This is a genomic window from Streptomyces sp. NPDC059166 (assembly GCF_042755185.1).
Lineage (GTDB): Bacteria > Actinomycetota > Actinomycetes > Streptomycetales > Streptomycetaceae > Streptomyces.
On sequence record NZ_JBHZCI010000021.1, the window covers coordinates 71,370 to 91,954 of the forward strand.

Below are 20,585 nucleotides of genomic sequence, written 5' to 3' on the forward strand. Positions count from 1 at the left end.
TCCTCTTCGTCTCGACGAGACGGGACCACGCCCCGTCTCCTCATGGACCAACGCTCCGACGGCGTCAAGGGCTACGGCGGCATGCCGCCGCAAAGGGTGGCAGTTCATGGCGGATCACGGGTGAGATGTCTGATTTATTGGCAAACGCAGCGTGTGCGCCCTGTCACAGAAGGTACGTTCTTGCTCCGCCGGGGCACCGGAAGCAGGAGCCCGGCTTGCACCAGAGAGGGCCCAGCCATGGTGTCGACACGGGCAGTTCCCAACCTCGCCTTCCGGCGGCTGCGCGGACAGCGCTCCGCCGGGGAGTTCGCGGCCGCGGTCCGCCGGGCCGCGCGCGAGATCGGTGAACAGGTCGCGTGCGACGCCCGGTACGTCGGGCGCGTGGAGTCGGGCGAGATCCGCTGCCCCAACTACGCGTACGAACGGGTTTTCCTGCACATGTTCCCCGGGGCGAGCCTCGAGGACCTGGGTTTCCTCGCCCGCGAGAGCGTGCGCGGGCGGGGGGCCCGCACGGTGCCCCCTCCCACCACACCCCCCACGCTCGACAGTGACATCCACGAGGAGAGCGACGTGCTGCGTCGCGTGTTCATGACCAGCGGCACCGCCACGGTGGCAGCCGCGTCCCTGGGCCTGTCAGGCCGTCCCGCCGCCGCGGGTCCGCTCGGCGTCCCATCGCAGCGCCGCGTCGGCGAGGCCGAGGTGGACGCCGTCGAGAAGGCCGTGCGCCGGATCCGTCTGCTGGACGACCGGCACGGTGCGGACGGCCTCTACCGGCGGGCCTTCCAGCCGCTCAGGGCGGCGTACGCCCTACTCGACACCGGCACCACGACCCGGCGCGGGACGGCCGACCGGCTGCACGCGGGTGCGGGCGAGCTGGCGATCTCGGTGGGCTGGCTGGCCCACGACTCGGGGCGGTTCGAGGACGCCCGCTCCCACTACGCGGAGGCGCTGGCCACGGCTCGGCTGTCGGGCGACGCCGCGCTGGAGGCGCACGCCTTCTGCAACGCCTCCTTCCTCGCCCGGGACACCGGACGTGCCCGCGAGGCGGTCCGCGCCGCGGAGGCCGGGCAGCGGGCGGCCCGGCCGCTCGGCTCACCGCGGCTGCTCGCCCTGCTGGCGCTGCGGGAGGCCGGGGCGCGGGCGCTGCTGGGGGACCGCACGGGGTGCGAGCTGGCGATCGGCCGCGCGCAGTCGGCGTTCGGGCGGGGGCCCCGCGACGCGGACCCGGAGTGGATGAGCTTCTTCCGCGAGGCGGAGCTCGAACTGCTGGAGGCGCAGTGCTGGTCGGCGCTGGGCGACTGGCCGCGGGCGGCGCTGCACGCCCGCCGGGCCACCCGGCTCCAGGATCCGCACTTCACCCGCAACCTCGCGCTCTACCGAGCGCAGCTCGCGAACGACCTGGCCCGGGCCGGTACGGCCGACGAGGCCGCCGCCGCCGGGCACGCGGTGCTGGACCTGCTGGACCGGGTCCGGTCCTCCCGCATCCGGGGGATGCTGGCGCACGCCGTCGGCGCACTGCGACCGCAGGGCGGCCCGGAGGTCGCCGCACTGCTGGAGCGCTACGAGGAACTGCCGCCCGTCGCCTGAGGGCGCACGGCCGAGGCCGGTCCCGTCCCCCGCCCCGCCGCCGTTGCGGGGACGGGAAGCCCCTAGCGGTCCAGGTGGCCCGTGTCGTTCCACCGCTCCAGGGCCGGGAGGCCGTACGCCCATCCCAGCACCGACAGGGACGTCGGCTCCAGGCGGATCCGCGCCGCGAAGGACACGTCCTCGCCCAGCCAGCGCGCCCCGAGCGCCCGCAGGACGTGTCCGTGGGCGAAGACGAGGACGTCACGCTCGGCGGACCTGGCCCACGCCACGACCTCGTCGACGCGTTCCGTGAGCTCGGCGAGGGTCTCGCCGCCGGGGACGCCGTCACGCCAGATGAACCAGTCGGGGCGCTCCGCCTTGATCTGTGCCGGGGTCAGGCCCTCGTAGTCCCCGTAGTCCCACTCCATCAGCGCGTCCCACGGCTCGGCACGGTCGCCGAAGCCGGCGAGCGAGCAGGTCTCGGACGCCCGGACGAGCGGGCTGGTGCGCACCTCCACCCCGGGCAGACCGCCCCACGGCTCCCGGTGCAGCCGCTCGCCGAGCAGCTTCGCGCCCTCGCGGCCGGTGTCGAGCAGGGGAATGTCGGTCCTGCCGGTGTGATTGCCCTGGACCGACCACTGTGTCTGGCCGTGCCGGGCGAGCAGGATTCGCGGTGCCATGACGGCTCTCCCTGAAGAAAACTCTGAGATCCGGTGATCCGGTGACCCTAGGATCTGATGGGTCCGGGACAGCGGTGTCCGGGACGGCTCCTCGGTGGCGGACGCGGCCGGCCGGCCGGTGACCGGTGCGGACGCGGAGCCCGTCCCATCATCCCGCACCCCCTCGCCGGGCAACCTGCGGGGCGGGGGCCGCGTCCCTCTCAGGACCAGGGGACCGGGCGGGCGCACGGGGTACGTGCCCCCGGAGGAAAAGCGGGCACACGACCGCCGTACGGTTGAACGCCCGCCGTCGACCGCATGAACAAGGGGAGAGCCACCGGATGCCGTACGCCACCGCCGGGACACCGATCTCGGGTCACCGGCCGCGCTGGTGGACGGAGCTCCCGCTGATAGCCGTGGTCTACGGGCTGTACTCCCTCGGGCGGCTGCTGGTCCGGGAGGACATACCCGGGGCGGTGCGGAACGGGCTGGCGATACTCCGCTTGGAGAAGGCTCTCCACATCAACGCGGAGCACCCGCTCAACCGGCTCCTCACCGCCCACCCCTCGCTCGGCGTGCCCGCCGACTTCGCCTACGCCTCCCTGCACTACGTGGTCACCCCGGCGATCCTGATCTGGATCTTCCGCCGCCGTACCTCCGTCTACCGCGCGGCCCGTACCTGGCTGATGTCGTCCACCCTCCTCGGGCTGATCGGCTTCACCCTGCTGCCGACCTGCCCGCCGCGCCTCCTCGAGGCCCACCACGGCTTCGTCGACACCATGGCGCAGTACAGCTCCTACGGCTGGTGGGGTGCGGGCGCCAGCGCCCCGCGGGGCCTCAGCGGGATGACCAACCAGTACGCGGCGATGCCGAGCCTCCACGTCGGCTGGGCGGTGTGGTGCGGGGTACTGCTCTGGCGCCACGGCCGCCATCCGCTCGTCCGCGCGGCGGGCGTCGCCTACCCCCTGACGATCGTGTTCGTCGTGATGGGCACGGCGAACCACTATTTCCTCGATGCCGTGGCCGGGGCGGCGGTGATGGCCGTCGGCGCCCTGCTGACCAGGCCGTTCATGCGGATCGCCGACCGCGTCAAGTACCGGATGGGCAGGGTGTTCGCGCGTACGCCCGTATCCGCCGCGCCCTCGAGATCCACGATTGTCAGTGACGGATGCAAGACTTCCGCGGGTGAGCGAATACCCGGCCGGCGGACCGCCTCCGCAGATTCCGGCGACGCGAGCGCCCGCTCCGCGGCCGCAGCCGACGACACTCCGGCAGCGGCTCGCTGAGCTGCGCGGGCCGACCGTCGCGCCGCACCCGCTCGACGCGCGCGCGCTCGCGGCTCTCGCCGCCAACCCGGGGTGCAGACGCCGTGCCCTGCTCGACGGCGCGGGCGTCGACAAGGCCGCCCTGGCCACGGCGCTCGGATCCCCCGCGGCGTTCGGGCAGTCCCAGTTCGCCTTCGTCCGCGGCAACGCCTTCGAGGCGCGCGTCAAGGCCGACGGCGGCACCGAACTGCTGCGCCTCCTCATCGAGCACCTGGGCGAGGGCGCCGAGGCACCCTCCGCCGCGGAGGTCCCCGACCTGACCGCAGCCGGACCCGAGGGCCGCGCCGCCCGTACGGCGCTGGCGCTGCGCGAGGCCACCGCTTCGGGGCGCTGGACGCTGCTCGACCACCCGATGCTGGCGCTGGAGGTCGCGGGCTCGCCCGCCTATCTGGAGCCGGACGCCGTGGTGGTGCACCCGGACGGCACCTGGACGGTCGTCGAGATCAAGTCCTTCCCCATGATCGACAGCTCCGCGGACGCCGCGAAGGTCGGCGCCGCGGCCCGCCAGTCCGCGGTGTACGTCCTGGCCCTGGAGCGCACGGCCGCGGTGACCGAGGGCGCACGCGTCGCGCACCGGATCCTGCTGGTCTGCCCGAAGGACTTCTCCAACCTGCCGGCCGCCTCGGTCGTCGACGTACGCAGGCAGCGCGCCGTCACCAGCCGCCAGCTCACCAGGCTGACCCGGGTCGAGGACATCGCCGCGGCGCTGCCCGAGGGCACCACCTTCGACCCGTGCCGCTCCCCCGAGGAGCTGGGCAGCGCCGTCGAGGCGGTCCCCGCCGCGTACGCCCCCGAGTGCCTGGCGGCGTGCGAGCTCGCCTTCCACTGCCGGGCGAAGGCCCGCGCCGAGGGTGCGGTGGAGTCCCTGGGCCGCGGTGTGCGGGGTGAGCTCGGCGGTCTGACCACCGTCTCCGGGGTGCTGGCCGCCGCGGCCGGCAAGGAGGGCGACCCTTCGGACCCGACGGTGGCCGCCCTGCGCAGGGCGGCCGCGCTGCGCGCCGAGGCGCTGGCGGGTGCGACGGGCGGCGTCCCATGTCACTGATCACCACCCTGGCCCGGCTGGAGGCGGTGGAGAGCGGGCGGGCACAGCCGCTGGCCACCGTGCGGCACCGGCACCTGACGGCCGGTCCCCTGGTCCTGGTGCCGCTGACCACCGCCGGTGAGGCGGGCGCCCCGCTGGGAGCGCTCGTCGGCACGGACCGCACCGCTCCGCGTCTGCTGGTCGTGGCCCAGCCGCGCGACCGGGATCTGAGGTCCGCGTTCCTGGCCGAGCTGGCGGAGGCGGTGCTGCCGCACATCGAGTCGTACGCCGACGTCGTCGAGCCGGCGGAGCGCAACGAGACGGACCCCATGACCGGGAAAAAGGTCAAGGTCGAGGTCGAGCTGTGCGCGGACGCGGCGCAGCTGATCGTGCCGAGCAGGGCCGGTGTCGACTTCGTACGGCTGCTCGGCCGGTCCATGCGGTTCCGGCGCACGGCCGAGGACGACCCGGACACCCCTTACCCGGCACCGGCCCGTGTGCCGCTGCTCGGCCGCTGGCTGACGCACTACGGGGAGCGGGCGAGGGTGCCGGGGTCCTCGCTGCTGCTGGCCGCGACGGATCTGCTGAACCGCCACTGGGCGACGGGGCAGAGCAGTCTGGAGGACCAGCACCTCGGGGCGCTGCTCGCCTGGCTCGATCCGCCGGGCGGTATGGCGGGTGCCGAGGCGGCCCTCCGGGCGGAGCTGGAGCGGGACGCGGCAGGTCAGCTCCTGTGCCCGCCCGCCGGACCGGCGACGGATCCGGCGTTCGACAACAAGCTGCTGGCTCCGGCGATCGAGCGCTTCGACCGCGCCCGCACGGCGCTGGCCGCGGCGGAGGACGGGCTCGACGCCGACACGCGGCTCGGCGAGCTGGGCGACGCCGAGAGGGCGGTCAGGGAGCTGCTCGCGGGGGTGATGCTGCCTACCTGGCATGCGGTGTGGCGGGGCCTGGACCTGCTGCGGGAGCTTCCGGAGGGTGCGAGGGCCGAGGACCGCTGGAGACGCGACCGGTGGTCCTTCACCTCGCACCGGGACCGGGTGCGGGCGGGCGAACCCCCGCAGCCCCGCAGGGACGACGCGGTGACGGCGGCACAGAAGCTGGCCTCGCGCGAGACGGCCCAGGCGCAGCTGGACGCCCAGGAGGCTCTGGACGATCCGCTGGTCCTGGCGGGCCGCAGGCTGGCGGGTGAGGCCTTCGTCGCGGAGGTCACCGAGGTCGAGATGGCGTACAGCGAGTCGAAGCGGCCCTCTCCCCGCCCGCTGGTCACGGTGCTGACGGGCGAGCGCCCGCACCTGGGGGAACGGACGAAGGTCTACCGGTCGCTGGACGGCAAGCCGCAGACGGCCGAGTTCGTCGGGTACGCGCCCGGCGAGGGTGCGGCCGGGCCCTCCGGCCCCGAGGATCCGGTCCGTCTGGTCCTGCGGATCACCGACCGCATGGGCCGCGGCAAGGAGCCCGCGCCGGGGTCGGTGCCCGCCGCCGGGGACCGCATCGCCTGGACCCTCTTCGAACACGACCAGCGGAGCGGTCCCGGGCTGCCCGCCCCCGAGGACACGCCCTGGACCCACGGCGGCCCGCCGGGCGGACCTGCCGAACTGCCCGATCCCGTGACCTCGGAGGACCTGCTGTGACAGCCGTGACCGACCCGGGCGCCGCGGCGGCGCGGGCGACCGACGCGATCCTGGAGGACACCTTGCGCTCCCCCGCGCGGGGCGTGGTGGTGGACTCCCCGCCGGGCGCGGGGAAGTCGACGCTGGTGGTGCGGGCCGCGCTGGAGCTCGCCGCGGCGGGCCGGCCGCTGATGGTCGTCGCGCAGACCAACGCCCAGGTGGACGACCTGGTGGTGCGCCTCGCCGAGAAGGCGCCCGGGCTGCCGGTTGGCCGGCTGCACAGCAACGACTCCGATCCGTACGACAAGGTCCTGGACGGTCTGGACCACGTACGCAAGTCGGCGAAGGCGGCCGATCTGGCGGGCCTGGACATCGTGATCTCCACGGCCGCCAAGTGGGCGCACGTGAAGAACGTCGAGCCGTGGGGCCACGCGATCGTCGACGAGGCCTACCAGATGAGGTCGGACGCGCTGCTGGCCGTGGCCGGGCTGTTCGAGCGGGCGCTGTTCGTGGGTGATCCGGGGCAGCTCGACCCGTTCTCGATCGTGGGCGCCGACCAGTGGGCCGGTCTCACGTACGACCCGTCGGCGAGCGCCGTCTCGACCCTCCTCGCGCACAACCCGGAGCTGCCGCAGCACCGGCTGCCGGTGTCCTGGCGCCTCCCCGCTTCGGCGGCGCCCCTGGTCTCCGGCGCGTTCTACCCGTACACCCCGTTCCGCAGCGGTACGGACCACGGTGAACGACGCCTGTCGTTCGGCGTTCCCTCGGACGGCTCCGGGCCGGACCGGGTGCTGGACGAGGCGGCCGAGTCGGGCTGGGGGCTGCTGGAGCTGCCCGCCAGGCACACCCCGCGCACCGATCCCGAGGCGGTCCGTGCGGTGGCCCTGGTGGTGCGCCGGCTGCTGGACCGGGGCGGCGCCGCGACGAGCGAGCGGGCGGAGGGCCCCGTCCCGGTGACGGCGGAGCGGGTCGCGGTCGGCACGGCCCACCGCGACCAGGCCGCCGCGGTCCGCGCCGCCCTGGCGGAGCTGGGGGTGACGGGTGTGGCGGTGGACACGGCGAACCGGCTCCAGGGCCGCGAGTTCGACGTGACGGTCGTGCTGCACCCGCTGTCCGGGCGGCCGGACGCCACGGCGTTCCATCTGGAGACGGGCCGCCTCTGCGTGCTGGCCTCCCGGCATCGCCACGCGTGTGTGGTGGTCTGCCGTGCCGGGGTGGCCGAGCTGCTGGACGAGCACCCGTCGACGGAGCCGGTCCAGCTGGGTGTGACGGTGAAGTTCCCGGACGGCTGGGAGGCCAATCACGCGGTGCTGTCGCATCTGGCCGAGCACCGCGTGCATTGGACGCCCTGATCCTGGGCAGCGCTCTCCTGGTCCCGTCCGCCGTGGACGACACGGACGTGGCCGTCCTGCCGGGCTGGACAATGGAAGGTGGCCGTCCGGCCGTACGAGGAGGGAACAGCACATGGCACAACCCGAACGGAACGAGCGGCAGAGGCTGCGTCCCGCGCCGCTGCTCTTCGAGCCGTCGGAGGCGGTGGCCGATCCGGAGCACTTCTTCGACCTGGAGTCGATGGAGGACCCGAAGGAGTTGCTCGCCCGCGCGACGGAGCTGACGCTCGCCTTCAGGGCGGCGACGGACCGGGCGGTGGAGTTCCAGGCGGTGGCCGCCGCCCAGCTCGCCGATCCCCGCCGGTTCGACCGGCTCACCGCCGCGGACATAGCGGCGCGCGCCGAGTGGACCGAGGACTACGCCAAGAAGATGATCGAGTTCGGCCGTTCCCTGCTGAACGACCCCGCGCCCTGACACCGGTTCCCGGGGCCGTCCGGAGTCCGGCGCGGCGGGCGGCCCGGTCACCACGGGTACACCTGTGGCATATGCCGCCGGGCAAGATACCTCTCCGGGGTCCGTCCCGTCAGACGTTTCGGCAACTCCGCGGAACAGTACCGTCACCGCCGGTAGACATGACTCCATGAGCGTATGGCTGAACGACGAGACGACCTTGCGGGCCGGTGCGGGCGCGAGCCACGGCGGCGGCCTCTTCGCTCTGCTGCGGGACCGGCCCGAGGAGGGGGCCGGCGACAGGGCCGCTCATGTCACCTCGTCCGGGGCGGCCTGGCTGGCGGGCGCGACCGCGCATCCCCGCAGCACCCTGGCGCAGTGGGAGGACCGGCCCGCCTCACCCGGCGTGCTGCCCTGCGGCACCGCGTTCGACATCGTCAGCGTGCCCGCGCTGTTCGGACGGCGGATGCTGGAACGGCTCTGGGCGGAGGGGCCCGGATCCGGCCCGGTCGCCGTCCACCGGGGCCGGATGCTGCTGTTCGCCTCCCCCGGCACCGCGCAGCGGCTGCCGTCGCTGGTGGCCTGGGAGGAGTGGGGCACGGGGTGCCCCGACGGCCCGGGCGGGCACCGGGGAGCACTGCCGCCGGTGCTCTGCCACGGCCTCGGTGACGCCGTCACGGTACCTCCCCTGACCGGCGGGTCCGGCTCGGACGGTCCTCGCTGGGTCGTCGCCCCGGACACCCGGAACCCATGGCTCCCGGGCCCCGACGTGCTCCTGTGGGCCTGCGTGCGAGTGGGCAGGTCGGCGGCACCGTCGGCCACCGGGAATTCGATTTTTCCTCCCGCCGATCCGGGTGCTAATGTCTACGACGTCAGCAGGCGCCGTTAGCTCAGTTGGTTAGAGCAGCTGACTCTTAATCAGCGGGTCCGGGGTTCGAGTCCCTGACGGCGCACCGACGGAAGAAGCCCCCCTCGCGTTTGCGAGGGGGGCTTCTTCGTCTGTCCCGCGCCCTGTCAGGGGCCGATGGTGATGCGGACGGTCCAGGCCCCGGACCGGGTCCGGTCGGCGACGTCGATGCGGACGCGCTCACCCGGGACGGTGTAGCGCTCGCCCTCCCGGAGCGGGGCGTCGGCGAGAGGCGGGTAGACCGACCGGTCCCAGCAGGCGTCGGAGTCGGGGTGGGCGTCCAGGACCTCGACCGGGCCGCCTCCGGAAGGAGTGGTGTTGCGGATGCGGTAGACGAGCACGCCTTCGCTGCAGGTCGTCCGGTCGTTGCCGGTGGCGCCGCGGGCCTCGACGGCGAGCGCGGTGTCGGCGCCGGTCCTGATGACCGCGAGACGGGTCCCGAGGGAGGCGCCCGGGACGGGCACCTCGGCCATGGGCTCCAGCGTGAGGTCCGAGTCACCCTGTACGCACACGACCTGTGAGCCGGAGAGCCAGCCGAGCTTCCACTTGTGCCAGCCGAACAGATCCGGGGCGAGTCCGAACTGGCTGCCCATCACGTCCCAGTCCCCGACGTAGGTGTCCCAGTCCCCCTTGCCGTCCTCGGGCCGGTGGTAGAGGTCGGCCAGGTCGAAGACGTGCCCGGTCTCGTGCGCGAGGACGTTCCGGTCGGGCGGGTGCTCCTCGAACACGGTGACCACCCGCCTGATGTCGGCCCCGTCGGCGCGCAGCGGGCGGTCGAAGTTGACGACCTTGGTGGCGTCGGAGTCCACTCCGGGCGCGTCCGGGTCGGCGACGAGGTAGACGATGTCGTAGTCGGAGAAGTCGGTCTCCTCGTCCGCCGCCTCGATCGCGTCACGCAGGTAGGCGCTGCGCCGCTCCGACCCCCAGTCCCGCTGTATGCCGTACCAGGTGGAGGGGTGGGGCATGCGGGTCCAGTGCCGCTGGGGTTCGGCGCGCAGGGTGAACCTCCCGTAGGAGGCCCGCTGGAAGAACTCCGTGGTCGAGGGGAAGTAGTCGGCGGCGAGGACCTGCGGCGACACGACGGGCTCGGCGTCGGGGAACGAGAGGAAGACCATGACGGCGTCGAGGCCGCGGTCGGGGCGCGGGTAGGCGTCGTTCCACGTGTCGAGGCCGAGGGAGTGGTGCGCCCCGGTGCGGGGCAGTGCGCACGGTCCCGCGTCGCGCGCGGCCGCCACCGCGGGGCCGGCGACGAGCCCGGTGGCGGCGAGCGCCATGAGGGAGGTCAGAGCCGCGGCCACGCCGCGCAGGCTCGGCCTCTCCACTCCCCCGGATCCGTGCTGACGCGGCACATCTACCTCCGGGTGGCGAGCGCGGGACATCCCCTTCACCCTGTTCCGATTCCGCCTCGCACGCCCTGTTGTGCTGACCCGCACGGGTCAGCACAACAGGGCGTGATCATCCGCACCGGAGCAACCCTCATCACGTAAAGTCACATTCGCTCACTCGGGATCTTGAAACCGTCAGATCAGCGCAAAGGAGATCAACCACCGTCAAAACGCTTACGGGTGGTGCCTGCGGGCCGGACTCCGATCGGGCGCGGGCCGGGTGCGTGCCGCGGGCCCGAAACGCCGAACGCGCTGGAACGCCGGGGGCCCCAGCCTCTATGCTTCACCTCGCTTTCCTGCGTGGTTCCCGCCTCCTGCGCGGCGCTCCACTCCACGCCCCCCCCGACCGTCCACACGTGTTCAACCGATCTGCACAGCGGGAGCGAGCGGTGAGCGGAACATCCGAAGAGCCGGCGCCCCGCGCCGGGGCGTCCCCCGGCACCGGGCCACCGGAGGTCACACAACGTGACCGCCCGGGCTCGGTACTCTCGGAGCTGCGCGACTACCGCGCCGCGTTCGCCGCCGCCGCCCTGCCCATGGCCGTCGTCGACCACCTGGGGCGGATCGTCAGTCCGAACGACGCGCTGGGCGGCCTCCTCGGCACCGATCCGGCCACCCTCACCGGGCAGTGCGCCGCCGACCTCGTCGGTCTCGCCCCGGAGAGTTCCGCCCGGCGCGCGTACACCGAGGTGCTGCGCGGCGCCCGCCCCCGCATGCGCTCCACCCGCCGGCTGAAGCACGCCGACGGCCGGCCGCTGTGGGCCGAGGTCACCGTCGTACCGATGGGTGGCGGGGAGACCGGTCCGGACCGGGTGCTGCTGTCCGTCGCCGACGTGAGCGACCGGCGGGAGCTGCGGGAGCGGCTGCGCCATCTGCGGATGCACGATCCGGTGACGCGGCTCCCCAACCGCACCCTGTTCTTCGAGCGGCTCACGGCCGCTCTCGGCTCTCCCCCGCTCCAGGACGGTGCGCCGCCCTTCGATCCGGCGGACGGCGGGCGGATCGGGCTCTGCTACCTCGACATCGACGGTTTCAAGGCGGTCAACGACACCCTGGGGCACCACACCGGCGACCGGCTGCTGGCCGCGGTCGCGGGCCGGCTCACCGACTGCGCCGAGGCCGACGACCACCGCACCGGAGCCCATCTGGTGGCGCGGCTGGGCGGTGACGAGTTCGCGATCCTGGTGGACGACTCCTCGGGAACGCACCAGCTCACCGAGCTGGCCCGCTCGGTGCTGACCGCCCTCCAGCAGCCCTTCGACGTGGCGGGCCACCGGCTGTCCGTCTCGGCGTCGATCGGGGTGGTGGAGCGCTCCGTGGCCGGCACCTCGGCCACGGACCTGATGCAGGCCGCGGACACCACGCTGTTCTGGGCGAAGGACGACGGCCGGGCCCGCTGGACCCTCTTCGACGCGGAGCGCAACGCGAACCGGATGACCCGGCAGGCGCTCTCCTCCACGCTCCGTCCGGCCGTGGAGCGCGGGGAGTTCACGCTGGAGTACCAGCCGCTGGTCGGCATGGCGGACGAGGTCGTACGGGGTGTGGAGGCCCTGGTGCGGTGGAACCACCCGCGGTACGGGCTGCTGGCGCCGAGCCGGTTCGTGCCGATCGCCGAGGAGGACGGCACCATCGTCGAGCTGGGCCGCTGGGTGCTGCGCACGGCGTGCCGCCAGGCGCGCCGCTGGCAGCTGGAACACCCGGACGAGCCCGCCCTGTTCATCAGCGTCAATGTCGCGGTGCGCCAGCTCAGGGACTCCGACCTGGTCGCCGACGTGGCGGAGGTCCTCGCCGAGACCGGCCTGGAGCCCGGTCTGCTGCAGCTGGAGCTGACCGAGTCGGCGGTCATGGGCTCGTCGGGCAGGCCGCTGCGGGTGCTGGAGGCGCTCAGCGCGATGGGGGTCAGGATCGCGATCGACGACTTCGGTACGGGCTACTCCAACCTGGCCTATCTGAGCCGGCTGCCCGTCTCGGTGCTGAAGCTGGACGGATCCTTCGTGCGCGGTTTCCGCTACGAGGACGGCGCCCACCCCAGCCCCGCCGACGAGACGATCGTCGAGGCCATGGTGCAGCTGGCGCACCGCCTCGGTCTGACGGTCACCGCGGAGTGCGTGGAGACCTCGGGGCAGGCGGAGCGGCTGCGGCGGATCGGGTGCGACACGGGGCAGGGCTGGCTGTACTCGCGCGCGGTGGCTCCCGAGCGGATCACGGAGCTGATCGGTTCGAGGTCTCCCGGGGGCTGACACGTGGGTCCCGGCGGCCGGCGGTCGGCGGGGACAGCGATCAGCCGTCGACGGGGGCGGCGATGGGCGGGGACAGCGGTCAGCCGTCGCCGTCAGCGATGACTGCGCGGTCAGGGGCAAGGCGGGGCCCGGCGGGGCCGGGCCCCGGGGCCTCAGGCTCCGCCGGGAAGTCCGTAGGCGTCCGCGATGAGTTCGTAGGAGCGGAGGCGTGCCTCGCCGCCGTGCGCGTTGGCCGTGATCATCAGTTCGTCCGCGCCGGTGCGCTTGGCCAGGTCGTCCAGGCCGGTGCGGACCTCGTCCGGCGTGCCGTGGACGATGTCCTTCAGCCAGCCGTCGACGAACTCGCGCTCCATGGGGCTGAAGTCGTACGCCTCGGCCTCCTCGGGGGTGGGCACGAGTCCCGGGCGGCCGGTCCGCAGCCGGACCATGGACAGGGCGCCGGTCAGCACCTGGCGCCTGGCCTCGCGCTCGTCGTCGGCGGCCAGCGCCGCGACGCCGATGAGGGCGTAGGGGGCGTCGAGCACCGCGGAGGGCTTGAACGACTCCCGGTAGAGGTCCAGGGCCGGCACGGTGTTGCGGGCCGAGAAGTGGTGGGCGAAGGCGAAGGGCAGACCGAGGACGCCGGCGAGGCGCGCGCTGAACCCCGAGGAGCCGAGCAGCCACACCGGCGGCCGGCCGGGCGACTGCACACCTCCGGGCGAGGTGGCCTGCACGGGACCGGGGACGGCGTGGATACGGGCGTAGGGGTGGCCGTCGGGGAAGTCGTCGTCCAGGAAGCGGATCAGCTCGGCCAGCTGCTGCGGGAAGTCATCCGCTCCCTCGTTCAGCCGGTCGGTACGGCGCAGGGCGGCGGCGGTGGCGCCGTCCGTACCCGGGGCCCGGCCGAGGCCGAGGTCGACGCGGCCCGGGGCCATCGCCTCCAGGGTGCCGAACTGCTCGGCGATCACCAGCGGGGCGTGGTTGGGGAGCATCACTCCGCCGGAGCCGAGGCGGATGCGCTCGGTGTGGGCGGCGAGGTGCGCGAGGATCACGGCGGGGGACGAGGAGGCGACGCCGGGCATGGAGTGGTGCTCGGCGACCCAGAAGCGGTGGAAGCCACGGTTCTCGGCCAGCTTCGCGATGTCCACGCCGGTGCGCAGGGCCTGCGTGGCGGTGCGGCCCTGCCCCACGGTCACCAGGTCGAGTACGGAGAGGGGTACGGGGGCCGTTCCGCCCGCGGTGCCGCGAATCTCGTCGCCTCGGTTCTCGTCCACGTCTTCCGACCTCTCCGGTGCTGCGTATCTGTACCGGAGAGTGCGAACAGGAGGGGGGCTCCGCTTATTCCCGTGGGCACCCCGGCGTCCTGCCCCGGAGGCTACTCCCGCACCTCGATGCCCCGGGGCTCGGCGGCGCCGGGCGGGGGTTCGCGGGTGGCGAAGAGGGTGCCCAGGGTGGGGGCCCAGACACGGCGGTCGGTGAGCCGGAGCCCTTCCCAGACGGCCACCTGGTTGGCGGTGAGGATCGGCTTGCCGACGAGTTCCTCGAGTTCGGGGACGTGCGCCGCGGTGTGCAGGGCGTTGTCGGGGAGCAGCACCACCTCGGCGTCGGGGTGGTCGCCGGCCACGGCGAGCTCCTTCAGGAGCTCCACGTCCGCTGCGGCGGCCTCGGACGCGGAGATGATGCCGCCTCCGCGGGTGGCGACCACGTCGACGCCCCCCTCCTCCAGGAATCCGGCGAAGAGCGCGGCGACGTCCTCGGAGTAGGACGCGGCGACGGCGACCCGGGAGGCACCCAGCTCCCGCAGGGCCTGGACGAAGGCGACGGAGGTGCTGGAGGCGGGGAGCCCCGCGGTCCTGGCCAGCCCCGCGGCCTGTTGGTGGGCGCCGTCCCATCCGTAGGAGAAGCTGCCGCCCGAGCACGCCCAGACCAGCGACTCGGCGCCGGCCATCCGCAGTTCCTCGACTCCGGCGGCCAGCCGCTCGGGGGTGCCCGCCTCCCGGAGGCTGCCCGTGCGGCGGGTGTCCTCGTCGATGTCGGTGTGGAAGAGCGGGACTCTGATGTCGCTGTCCAGCATGACCTCGATCCGCGGGAAGTCGTCCTCCGCGGCGTGGCCCGGGTAGAGAAGTCCTACGGTCGTCATGTCCATCCTTCCCGTGTGTCCGGATGTCCTGCGTCGCTCGTGTGACCGGTGCCCCTGCCTGGGACAAGTATTCCCCTTGTGCCCCCGGCTCGTCGCCCGCAGAGGGCCTGACCTGCGGTTCCTCCCGCGGCCCCGGCTTCCTGTTGACGGCTTCCCGCCCCGGTGCGAGCGTGGTGATCTCCGATGAACGCTCCCGTGATCCTCGTCCTGGACGCCGACCCGCCGCCCCGGCTCGGCCGGCTGACCGGCAGGGCCGTGGTCCGGCACGCCGACGAGCGGACACTGGCCGGGATGCTGCCCGAGGCGGATGTCCTGCTCGTCTGGGACTTCGCCTCCGACGCCGTCCGCGCGGCCTGGCCCGGCGAGGGGCCGCGCCCCCGCTGGGTGCACACGGCGAGCGCCGGCGTGGACCGGCTGCTGTGCCCGGCGCTCGCCGGCTCCTCCACGGTGGTCACCAACGCCCGCGGGATCTTCGAACTGCCGATCGCCGAGTACGTCGCCGGGCTGGTGCTCGCCTTCGCGAAGGACCTGCCCCGGACGCTCGGGCTCCAGCAGCGCCACGTATGGCGCCACCGGGAGACCATGACGCTCGCCGGGAGCCGGGCGGTGGTCGTCGGCGCGGGGCCCGTGGGGCGGGAGATCATGCGGCTGCTGCACGGCCTGGGCGTCCGGGTGGCGCTGGTCGGACGTACGGCCCGGCGCACCATCCACGGTGTGGAGGACCTGGGGCGGCTGGCATCCGGCGCGGACTGGGTGATCTCCGCGGCCCCGCTGACGCCCGAGACCCGCGGGATGTTCGACGCGCGCTTCTTCGGGCTGCTCCAGCCCTCCGCCCACTTCGTCAATGTGGGACGCGGCGCGCTGACGGTCGAGGAGGACCTGGCGGAGGCGCTGGGCAGGCGCTGGTTCGCGGGCGCGGCGCTCGACGTGTTCCAGGAGGAGCCGCTGGGGCCGGGCAGTCCGCTGTGGGACGTGCCGGGCCTGCTGGTGTCCCCGCACATGAGCGGGGACACGGCCGGCTGGCGGGACAGGCTGGGCGAGCAGTTCGTCTCGATGTACGAACTCTGGGCAGAAGGAGCACCTTTGCCCAACACGGTGGACATGCGGCTCGGTTACGTACCTTCGACGGACATCAGCCACTGAACCCGTACATGACGGACAGTCATGAATACGCCCGGGCAGGGGAACACGCCCCGCACACCCGCCGTCGCCCTGCGCCCAGGCCGGGACACGGGAGGGTCACCCTCCGGCCACCGTTCGATCACATGGCAGCGCTTGCTGCATAAGGCGCCGGGATCGGGCAGGTGCTCACCCTGTCCGGACTGTTCGACCACCCGAGTTCTTCAGGAGACCGCGAACCATGGCTGACTTCCCTCACCTGTCCCGTCGGAGCTTCCTCAATCGATCGGCGGCCGTGGGAGGTCTGCTCGTCGTCCCCGGCCTGCTGTCGGCGTGCAGCAAGACCGACGCCGGCGCCGCGGACGGTGAGGGTGCGCTCGACAAGCTCCGCAAGCAGGGCTTCGTCCGGGTCGCCTACGCCAACGAGGCCCCGTACGGCTACATGGAGGGCAAGGAGCTCAAGGGCGAGGCACCCACCCTGCACCGCGAGATATTCAAGGCGCTCGGCGTCGAGGAGCTGAAGCCGACGCTCTCCGAGTGGGACGGCCTGATCCCCGGCCTCCAGGCGGGGAAGTACGACGTGGTCAGCGCGGGCATGGCCATCACCCCCGAGCGGTGCGCCAACGCCATCTTCTCCGAGCCGGAGTTCATCTCGCCGACTGCCCTGATGGTGAAGAAGGGCAACCCGAAGAAGCTCACCGACCTGGCGTCGGCGAAGGAGGCCGGCGTCACCGTCGGTGTGATGTCGGGTGCGGTCGAGGCCTCGTACGCCGAGGGCGCCGGGATCCCCGAGAGCAGGATCAAGACGCTTCAGAAGCCGCAGGACGGTGCGGACGCCGTGAAGGGCGGCCGGGTCGACGCGTTCCTGCTGACCGGCATCTCGCTGCGCTGGCTGGCCAAGACCAACCCGGAGACCGAGGTGACCGAGGCCTTCGTCCCCGAACTGGACGGCAAGCAGCAGTTCTCCCCCGGTGGAGCGGTGTTCCGCCAGGGCAACGAGGATCTGCGCGACGCGTTCAACCGGGAGCTCAAGAAGATCGTCTCGGACAGGTCCCGCTATGTGCAGCTGCTCCGGGAGTACGGCTTCGGCGAGACCGAGGTGCCCCCGGCCACGCTGAAGACCGCAGACCTGTGCAAGGGCTGACGGGGACGGACCACACCGTATGAGTGACTTCTTCTCCACCTTCGGCGACGAACTGCCGCAGATCTCGTCCGGCCTGTGGGTGACGGTCGAGGCGACCGTCCTGGGCTCCCTGCTCGCCCTCGCCCTCTCGTTCGTCCTCGGCCTCATGGCGGGCACCCGCCTGCTGCTGGTGCGCGGGGTCTCACGCACCGTCGTCGAGTTCTTCCGGGGCACCTCGCTCTACGTCCAGCTGTTCTGGTTCTACTACGCGATGCCGCAGCTGACGGGGTACGAACTGACGCCCCTGCTCTGCGGGGTGGTGGCGCTGGGCCTGAACTTCGGCGCGTACGGCTCCGAGGTCGTGCGGGGCGCGGTCAACTCCGTGCCGCGCGCCCAGTACGAGGCGGCGGTCGCGCTGAACATGTCCCCGTTCCACCGGATGCGCAGGGTGATCCTGCCGCAGGCCTGGGTCCAGATGATCCCCTCCTTCACCAACCTGCTGATCCAGCTGCTGAAGGCGACCCCGCTGCTGTGGCTGCTCTCGGCGGCGGACCTGATGACCGCGATCGAGCACGTCCGCAGCCTGACCGGTGAGAGCCTCATCGCCTATCTGCTGCTGCTCGCGGTCTACTTCGTGCTCGCCTACGCGATGACCCTGCTGATGAACCTGCTGGAGCGGGCCGCCAAGCGGCGGCTCGGTCTGCACACCGGCGCCCGGGGCCTGTTCAGGACCCGCAGCGCCGGACCCGTACCGACGGCCGGAGGTGCCCGGTGAACCAGACGTTCGACTGGGACGCCGCGGGCGAGGCCCTCCCCCTGCTGCTCGAGGGTTTCCGGGTCACCCTGCTGGCGACCCTGCTCGGCACGCTCCTCGCGGCGGTGCTCGGCCTGGCGATCGCCGTGGCGGGCCGTGCCCCCTCGCGTCTCGTCACGGTGCCCGTGAAGGCCGTGATGGAGTTCGTGCGATCCACCCCGCTGCTGGTGCAACTGGTCGGCGCGGCCGCCGTCTTCACCTCGGTGGAACCGCTGACCGTCGGCATCGTGGTCCTGGGCGTCCACTACGCCACGTACACCTCCGAGGTCTACCGGGCGGGCATCGACGGTGTGCCCAGGGGGCAGTGGGAGGCCTGCCGTGCGCTCTCGATGTCGCCCCGCCGGACCTGGCAGGCGGTGATCCTTCCGCAGGCGGTTCGCAACGTGCTGCCGGCGCTGGGCAACTACGCCGTCTCGATGTTCAAGGAGACCCCGTTCCTCGCCGTGATCACCGTGCAGGAAATGGTCTTCGAGGCCCGGAAGTACGGGGCCGACCACTTCGCCTACACGGAGGCGTGGACGCTCGCGGGCCTGGTCTTCCTGGTCGCGAGCTACCCGACCTCGCTGCTGATGAGAAAGCTGGAGAAGCGCCTTGGCCACTGAACCCGCCCCCCTCAGGAAAGTCACGGAAGCGGCGGTGGACCTCCCGGCCGCCGGGGTCGAACCGCTGGTCCGCTTCGACAGGGTCGTCAAGCGCTACGGCGACCATGTCGTCCTGGACGAGCTGGACTTCACCGTGCGACGCGGTGAACACGTCACGCTGATCGGGCCGAGCGGCTCGGGGAAGACCACCATCCTGCGTCTGCTGATGACCCTGGAGAGGGTCAGCGACGGCGTGATCTGGGTGGACGGCTCCCCGCTCTCGCACGTGCGGACGCCGTCCGGCGCGCTGAAGCCCGCCGGCGAGAAGGAGCTGCGGGAGTCCCGGAAGAAGATCGGGATGGTCTTCCAGCAGTTCAACCTCTTCCCCAACATGAAGGTCCTCCAGAACATCACCGAGGCACCCGTCAACGTCCTCGGCATGGACAAGGACGAGGCGGAGGTCCGGGCGAGGGAACTGCTCGACCTCGTCGGGCTCTCCGGGAAGGTCGACGCCCACCCGTCCCAGCTCTCCGGCGGCCAGCAGCAGCGGGTGGCGATCGCCCGCGCGCTCGCGATGCGCCCGGAGATCCTGCTGCTCGACGAGGTGACGTCCGCCCTGGACCCCGAACTCGTCGCCGGGGTACTGGATCTGCTGACCGACATCGCCAGGACGACCGACATCACGATGCTCTGTGTGACCCACGAGATGAACTTCGCCCGGGACGTGTCGGAGAAGGTGCTCATGTTCGACGCGGGACGGGTCGTCGAGTCGGGCTCCCCGGAGAAGATTTTCACCGCGCCCGAACACGAACGTACGCGCGAGTTCCTCAACGCGGTGCTGTGACCTTGCCTTTGGCATGAAGCCCGTGACCTTGGCATATGCCAGAAGGGTGCGCCCCAGTTGACGGGACGGGGGCGCACCCGCAACTCTCGGACACCCCCCTCCAAATGAGCCATCCGGCGACTATCGTGGGAACGAGCTTGGTGGTCACAACCTCGTAGAGGCCCTAAAGGGGGGAATCGTGGCGTTGAAGCCCGAGCCGAAGGCGCCGTTCCACTCGGTGCAGTACGCCCTGCGCGTGCTCGAGTCCGTGTCCACGCACGGCAGCGGCGTGACCGAGGCCCGGATCTCCAGGGAGACCGGGCTGCCGCCCGGGCACCTCGCCCCCCTTCTGCTGACACTGCGCCGCGAGGGATACGTCGAGCAGGTAACCGACGGGGCGTACGTCATCGGCTCCTCGCTCCTGGAGCTCGGCTCCGGAGCCGCCCGCAGAAGAGCCCTGGAGGCGAAGCTCCAGCAGACGCTGGCGCAGTTGCGGGACTCGCTCGGCGCGGCGGTCTACGTCAGCCGTTACGTCGACGGGGAGATCCGCGTCACGCAGGTGGCGGACGGGCCGCGCACGCCCGCGGTGAACGAGTGGGTGGACTTCCGCTCGGCGGCGCACGCAAGCGCGATCGGCAAGTGCCTGCTGACCCAGCTCGACCAGAACGCCCGGCGCGACCACCTGTCCCGGCACCGGATCGCACGTCTGACCTCGCGGACGATCACCAGCGAGAAGGTGCTCTTCTCGAAGCTGGACAGCCAGCCGGCGACGGTGCCGGTGCTGGACCTGCAGGAGTACGCCGTGGGCACGGTGTGCGCGGCGGTCCCGCTGACCGCGGGCTCGTCGGCGGGCTGCCTGGCCCTCTCGCTCCCCGTCGAGCACGCCCACCGGCTGCGCGCCGCGGCGGCGACACTGAACCGGCGCGCGGCTCCGGTGCTGCTGTCCCTGTCCCTCTGACCTGTGGTCCCGGGAGCACGGTGCCCCCGGCCGCTTCGGCGTCGGCGAAGCAGCGGACGCAGATCCGGTGGATCGCGGCGCGCCCCGGCAGTGGGTGGCCACTGAGACTCCTTGCTCTGTATATATGAGGTGCTGCGGGCCCGCAGGTCAGGGGCGGGCCCGCACACGCCGGTGCCGCCGGCCGGTGTTCCCGGCCCCTCGGACGGCCGGGAGGCCGCCTGTTCCGGAGAGCCCCGGGGAGGCCACGACGGCCTGGGACATCGCCTGGATCGGCCGCCGGCGGTGGTCAGCAGCGGATCCGTGGCCGCCACCGGCGCCGGCCGGCTGTGGCGAGGGCCACGCGGCGGAGGGGCGGGCACGTGTCATCAGCACCCCCGGACACCAGGTATTATTTTCGAGTCAGCAGGCGCCGTTAGCTCAGTTGGTTAGAGCAGCTGACTCTTAATCAGCGGGTCCGGGGTTCGAGTCCCTGACGGCGCACAGACACCACAGTGGCGGGGGTCCCGGTGGGGTGGGGGGCCCCAGGTGGTTGTGGGGCGGCGGGGCCGCG

General features: G+C 72.6%; 18 protein-coding genes and 2 tRNA genes. 16 read left to right on the forward strand and 4 right to left on the reverse strand.

Going from position 1 to position 20,585, the window contains the following annotated elements:
* Window positions 1–237 precede the first annotated feature (237 nt).
* Window positions 238–1,587, forward strand: coding sequence for a tetratricopeptide repeat protein (locus ACFXOA_RS17760; RefSeq protein ID WP_385028674.1), 1,350 nt, complete (start codon window positions 238–240; stop codon window positions 1,585–1,587).
* Between the two features lie 62 nt (window positions 1,588–1,649).
* Here the strand turns inward: ACFXOA_RS17760 and ACFXOA_RS17765 are convergent, their stop codons facing one another.
* Window positions 1,650–2,246, reverse strand: a complete 597-nt coding sequence (locus ACFXOA_RS17765) for a histidine phosphatase family protein (protein WP_385028677.1) — start codon at window positions 2,244–2,246, stop codon at window positions 1,650–1,652.
* Window positions 2,247–2,566: 320 nt separating this feature from the next.
* Between ACFXOA_RS17765 and ACFXOA_RS17770 the strand changes: the two genes are divergently transcribed.
* The 7 genes from ACFXOA_RS17770 to ACFXOA_RS17800 all read left to right on the forward strand — a co-directional run bounded on the left by ACFXOA_RS17770 (window position 2,567) and on the right by ACFXOA_RS17800 (window position 8,919).
* Window positions 2,567–3,511, forward strand: coding sequence for a phosphatase PAP2 family protein (locus ACFXOA_RS17770; RefSeq protein WP_385028680.1), 945 nt, complete (start codon window positions 2,567–2,569; stop codon window positions 3,509–3,511).
* Window positions 3,411–4,592, forward strand: coding sequence for a hypothetical protein (locus ACFXOA_RS17775; RefSeq protein WP_385028683.1), 1,182 nt, complete (start codon window positions 3,411–3,413; stop codon window positions 4,590–4,592). Before ACFXOA_RS17770 ends, ACFXOA_RS17775 begins: the two co-directional genes overlap by 101 nt.
* Window positions 4,583–6,205: a hypothetical protein gene (locus ACFXOA_RS17780; protein ID WP_385028687.1), complete on the forward strand. Its 1,623-nt coding sequence runs from the start codon at window positions 4,583–4,585 to the stop codon at window positions 6,203–6,205. Before ACFXOA_RS17775 ends, ACFXOA_RS17780 begins: the two co-directional genes overlap by 10 nt.
* Window positions 6,202–7,536 carry an AAA family ATPase gene (locus tag ACFXOA_RS17785; protein ID WP_385028690.1) on the forward strand — a complete coding sequence of 445 codons (1,335 nt, stop codon included), beginning with the start codon at window positions 6,202–6,204 and terminating at the stop codon, window positions 7,534–7,536. Before ACFXOA_RS17780 ends, ACFXOA_RS17785 begins: the two co-directional genes overlap by 4 nt.
* A 112-nt stretch (window positions 7,537–7,648) precedes the next feature.
* Window positions 7,649–7,990 (forward strand): hypothetical protein, encoded by a 342-nt coding sequence (locus ACFXOA_RS17790; RefSeq protein ID WP_385028693.1) that lies wholly within the window; start codon window positions 7,649–7,651, stop codon window positions 7,988–7,990.
* A 166-nt stretch (window positions 7,991–8,156) separates the two neighbouring features.
* The gene (locus ACFXOA_RS17795) at window positions 8,157–8,855 is read left to right on the forward strand and encodes a hypothetical protein (protein ID WP_385028696.1); all 699 of its coding nucleotides are present in this window, start codon (window positions 8,157–8,159) and stop codon (window positions 8,853–8,855) included.
* Window positions 8,846–8,919: transfer RNA gene (locus ACFXOA_RS17800), tRNA-Lys, on the forward strand. The genes ACFXOA_RS17795 and ACFXOA_RS17800 overlap by 10 nt, the downstream gene beginning before the upstream one ends.
* Window positions 8,920–8,980: 61 nt before the next feature.
* Here ACFXOA_RS17800 and ACFXOA_RS17805 read toward each other — a convergent pair.
* On the reverse strand, window positions 8,981–10,252 hold the full coding sequence (locus ACFXOA_RS17805; protein WP_385028699.1) for a M6 family metalloprotease domain-containing protein: 1,272 nt from the start codon (window positions 10,250–10,252) through the stop codon (window positions 8,981–8,983).
* 395 nt (window positions 10,253–10,647) lie between these two features.
* Between ACFXOA_RS17805 and ACFXOA_RS17810 the strand changes: the two genes are divergently transcribed.
* The gene (locus ACFXOA_RS17810) at window positions 10,648–12,498 is read left to right on the forward strand and encodes a putative bifunctional diguanylate cyclase/phosphodiesterase (protein WP_385028702.1); all 1,851 of its coding nucleotides are present in this window, start codon (window positions 10,648–10,650) and stop codon (window positions 12,496–12,498) included.
* A gap of 152 nt (window positions 12,499–12,650) precedes the next feature.
* Here the strand turns inward: ACFXOA_RS17810 and ACFXOA_RS17815 are convergent, their stop codons facing one another.
* Together ACFXOA_RS17815 and ACFXOA_RS17820 are read right to left on the reverse strand one after the other, a co-directional pair.
* Window positions 12,651–13,751 (reverse strand): LLM class flavin-dependent oxidoreductase, encoded by a 1,101-nt coding sequence (locus tag ACFXOA_RS17815; protein ID WP_385028705.1) that lies wholly within the window; start codon window positions 13,749–13,751, stop codon window positions 12,651–12,653.
* Window positions 13,752–13,852: 101 nt separating this feature from the next.
* The gene (locus tag ACFXOA_RS17820; protein ID WP_385028708.1) at window positions 13,853–14,617 is read right to left on the reverse strand and encodes a decarboxylase; all 765 of its coding nucleotides are present in this window, start codon (window positions 14,615–14,617) and stop codon (window positions 13,853–13,855) included.
* Window positions 14,618–14,800: 183 nt separating this feature from the next.
* On the opposite strand from ACFXOA_RS17820, the gene ACFXOA_RS17825 reads away from it, so the two are divergent.
* The 7 genes from ACFXOA_RS17825 to ACFXOA_RS17855 all read left to right on the forward strand — a co-directional run bounded on the left by ACFXOA_RS17825 (window position 14,801) and on the right by ACFXOA_RS17855 (window position 20,515).
* The gene (locus tag ACFXOA_RS17825) at window positions 14,801–15,760 is read left to right on the forward strand and encodes a D-2-hydroxyacid dehydrogenase (RefSeq protein WP_385028711.1); all 960 of its coding nucleotides are present in this window, start codon (window positions 14,801–14,803) and stop codon (window positions 15,758–15,760) included.
* Window positions 15,761–15,977: 217 nt separating this feature from the next.
* Window positions 15,978–16,880 carry an ectoine/hydroxyectoine ABC transporter substrate-binding protein EhuB gene (ehuB, locus tag ACFXOA_RS17830; RefSeq protein ID WP_385028714.1) on the forward strand — a complete coding sequence of 301 codons (903 nt, stop codon included), beginning with the start codon at window positions 15,978–15,980 and terminating at the stop codon, window positions 16,878–16,880.
* A gap of 19 nt (window positions 16,881–16,899) precedes the next feature.
* Window positions 16,900–17,634 carry an ectoine/hydroxyectoine ABC transporter permease subunit EhuC gene (gene ehuC, locus ACFXOA_RS17835; RefSeq protein WP_385028717.1) on the forward strand — a complete coding sequence of 245 codons (735 nt, stop codon included), beginning with the start codon at window positions 16,900–16,902 and terminating at the stop codon, window positions 17,632–17,634.
* On the forward strand, window positions 17,631–18,275 hold the full coding sequence (ehuD, locus tag ACFXOA_RS17840) for an ectoine/hydroxyectoine ABC transporter permease subunit EhuD (protein WP_385028720.1): 645 nt from the start codon (window positions 17,631–17,633) through the stop codon (window positions 18,273–18,275). Before ehuC ends, ehuD begins: the two co-directional genes overlap by 4 nt.
* On the forward strand, window positions 18,265–19,098 hold the full coding sequence (gene ehuA / locus ACFXOA_RS17845; RefSeq protein WP_385028723.1) for an ectoine/hydroxyectoine ABC transporter ATP-binding protein EhuA: 834 nt from the start codon (window positions 18,265–18,267) through the stop codon (window positions 19,096–19,098). The genes ehuD and ehuA overlap by 11 nt, the downstream gene beginning before the upstream one ends.
* Before the next feature lie 178 nt (window positions 19,099–19,276).
* The gene (locus ACFXOA_RS17850; RefSeq protein ID WP_385028726.1) at window positions 19,277–20,035 is read left to right on the forward strand and encodes an IclR family transcriptional regulator; all 759 of its coding nucleotides are present in this window, start codon (window positions 19,277–19,279) and stop codon (window positions 20,033–20,035) included.
* 406 nt (window positions 20,036–20,441) lie between these two features.
* A tRNA-Lys gene (locus ACFXOA_RS17855) sits at window positions 20,442–20,515 on the forward strand.
* Window positions 20,516–20,585 lie beyond the last annotated feature (70 nt).

Coding starts and splice junctions, on each gene's coding strand:
- ACFXOA_RS17805 (WP_385028699.1), bottom strand. CDS start 10,252: ATGTCCCGCGCTCGCCACCCGGAGGTAGATGTGCCGCGTCAGCACGGA.
- ACFXOA_RS17770 (WP_385028680.1), top strand. CDS start 2,567: ATGCCGTACGCCACCGCCGGGACACCGATCTCGGGTCACCGGCCGCGC.
- ACFXOA_RS17820 (WP_385028708.1), bottom strand. CDS start 14,617: ATGACGACCGTAGGACTTCTCTACCCGGGCCACGCCGCGGAGGACGAC.
- ACFXOA_RS17825 (WP_385028711.1), top strand. CDS start 14,801: ATGAACGCTCCCGTGATCCTCGTCCTGGACGCCGACCCGCCGCCCCGG.
- ehuB (WP_385028714.1), top strand. CDS start 15,978: ATGGCTGACTTCCCTCACCTGTCCCGTCGGAGCTTCCTCAATCGATCG.
- ACFXOA_RS17795 (WP_385028696.1), top strand. CDS start 8,157: ATGAGCGTATGGCTGAACGACGAGACGACCTTGCGGGCCGGTGCGGGC.
- ACFXOA_RS17765 (WP_385028677.1), bottom strand. CDS start 2,246: ATGGCACCGCGAATCCTGCTCGCCCGGCACGGCCAGACACAGTGGTCG.
- ehuC (WP_385028717.1), top strand. CDS start 16,900: ATGAGTGACTTCTTCTCCACCTTCGGCGACGAACTGCCGCAGATCTCG.
- ACFXOA_RS17790 (WP_385028693.1), top strand. CDS start 7,649: ATGGCACAACCCGAACGGAACGAGCGGCAGAGGCTGCGTCCCGCGCCG.
- ACFXOA_RS17760 (WP_385028674.1), top strand. CDS start 238: ATGGTGTCGACACGGGCAGTTCCCAACCTCGCCTTCCGGCGGCTGCGC.
- ACFXOA_RS17780 (WP_385028687.1), top strand. CDS start 4,583: ATGTCACTGATCACCACCCTGGCCCGGCTGGAGGCGGTGGAGAGCGGG.